Below are 2,167 nucleotides of genomic sequence, written 5' to 3' on the forward strand. Positions count from 1 at the left end.
ATAAGTTTATACGTATACAATAATTAGGTGTACTAATTTAGCACATTCTCAATTTCATCGGGCATATCTCTATACAAAACTATATTTTCATACTTACTCAGAACTTATTCCTAAAATAACCGAAGAAGAAAAAGAAGATCGCTTTCGGCAATTAGTTCATTTCAACTATTGGACTAATTTTTACGTTAAAATCGTCATGGATTTCACTTAGATCATACCTTTGACTATCAGCCAAGTGAAATTGGCGGTAGTAAGGTATGTTCTTTTCACATGTCTTAATTCAATAAGGAATGCCAAAATAACCTATCATCTTCTTTGAACTTGTTAGAACGGCTAAGCTTTAGCAGAGTTTTTTAATTCTTCTTCAAGCCAATTTTTTGTTGTCGCAATGGAATTTGAATGATTCGTTTGCAATGCAGCATATTTTGCTGGATAACAATGTTCAGTAAACCAATTTCTCACATAAACAAAAATCAAATTTTGCTTGTTCTCGATTTTTTCAGTCTTAATTCGTTGGTATGCTTTCAACAAAGTAGTGTATAGTTCTGTTTCTGCATTGATTCCATAACTTTCTAGGTCTTCAAAGATTAAAACGTCCCCATTATTTAACTGCTGTGCTTTATGTTTGGCATTATGGATTGTTTTGATTGTTTGCTGTGCTTCAGCGTAAGTGTCAGAAAATACTTTTATCAATTCTAGAACATGTTCGGGAACAAAGGTATCGATACTTTCATCGCTCATAATGGTTGAAAGATTGTCTAACAACAATTTATTTTGTAAAGCGTCTTTTTCAGTGTCTATATAGTGTCTATTAGTGTCTAAAGAATTAATAGAATATAATAGATTGTCTGCGATTTTCGCATTTACGGTGGAATCCTTGATATAATTGGCTTTTGCCGTACGTGCGATTTTCGCATTTACGGTAGAATCGTTGTCAGAATAGGCTTTTGCCGTACGTGCGATTTTCGCATTTACGGTGGAGCTTTCAGTTTCTTGAGATGGCGGTGAAATTTGGTCACTTTCTGTAATTTTGAAAACATCAGTAGCAGTAACTTCTGCTTTACCTAGATAAAGTCGATTAGGCGTTGTTTTTATTTGGCCATTTGTTGTGTTGATACGCCCCTTTTTTTGTTTTAAAAGATTTACTTTTTCCAATTCTTTTTTTATTTTTGCTACTTTTCCTTCTCTGCAATGTAGAAGTTCCATTAATTCTGCCACGGTATAGATAAAATAAATATTATCATCGGAATCTACCCAGTTATTTTGAACAGAATGATCGAAACGATCTTTTAGCAGCATATATGCAATTTTTGCGTCATTGGATAATTGCACATATTTTTCGTTTGTAAAAAAAACTTTCGGCATTTGATAATATTTTTCTCGATAAACTTCTTTTGATTTATAGAACTGAAATTCTGACATATCAACCCTCTACTTTCAATCTAGTAATTTATGTATTCTGTTTGAAAATAGCAAATAAAAATAGAAAAAGCAATGTGCCAAAAACACGTAAATTAATTAGTTACTACCTTTTGTTGACGATAACATCGATTAAGTACTACCAAACAAAGCTATTAGTTACTACCAGTTTTAAAAAACATTTTCTGTTAAGTACTACCTTTTTTAGGTGGTACTTAATAATCTATGTAAATTAAGTACTACCATTTTTTTCTTTAAGGTACTACCTCTAACCATAATTACCTACTACTATTTTAAGGTAGTAGGTAATTATAAAGTCTTATGTTTATTAGTTAAGGATATTTTGGCTCTAATTAAGTACTACCATTTTATTTAGATTGTTTAATTATCTACTACCTCTTTTTTAAAAAAAAGGAATTAAGTACTACCTTTTAATTATAGGTAGTGCTTAATCGTTACAATTATCTACTACCTTTTTTATATGGGGGACTTTCTTTTTATGAAATAGGTACTACCATCACACGTAATTAGGTACTACCTAACTGATCATATTTTCTTAATTAAATACTACCTTACATTAATTAAATACTACCAAAAAAAAAAGGTAGTACGTAATTTTTAAGAAGTTCCTTTACAGACTGCAAATAAAAGAATAAATAGAACCAACAATCGTTAGCTGCTTAGTTAACGCCTAATTTTTAGATTGAATAGTTAGCAATATTAAAGAATATTAAAAAATCAAATTAAG

1 protein-coding gene is annotated in these 2,167 nt (G+C 30.4%); it reads right to left on the minus strand.

Features of this window, described 5'->3' with window-relative positions:
• Window positions 1-333 precede the first annotated feature (333 nt).
• A complete protein-coding gene (locus DOK81_RS12225) occupies window positions 334-1,422 on the minus strand; it encodes a replication initiator protein A (protein WP_206911231.1) in 1,089 nt (362 codons plus the stop codon).
• Between the last annotated feature and the right edge of the window lie 745 nt (window positions 1,423-2,167).

Origin of the sequence: Enterococcus sp. DIV0660C (assembly GCF_017316125.1) — a bacterium.
Taxonomy (GTDB): domain Bacteria; phylum Bacillota; class Bacilli; order Lactobacillales; family Enterococcaceae; genus Enterococcus_B.

What these genes read in the sequence shown, in the direction of transcription:
- DOK81_RS12225 (WP_206911231.1), bottom strand. Translation starts at nt 1,422, where the DNA reads ATGTCAGAATTTCAGTTCTATAAATCAAAAGAAGTTTATCGAGAAAAA.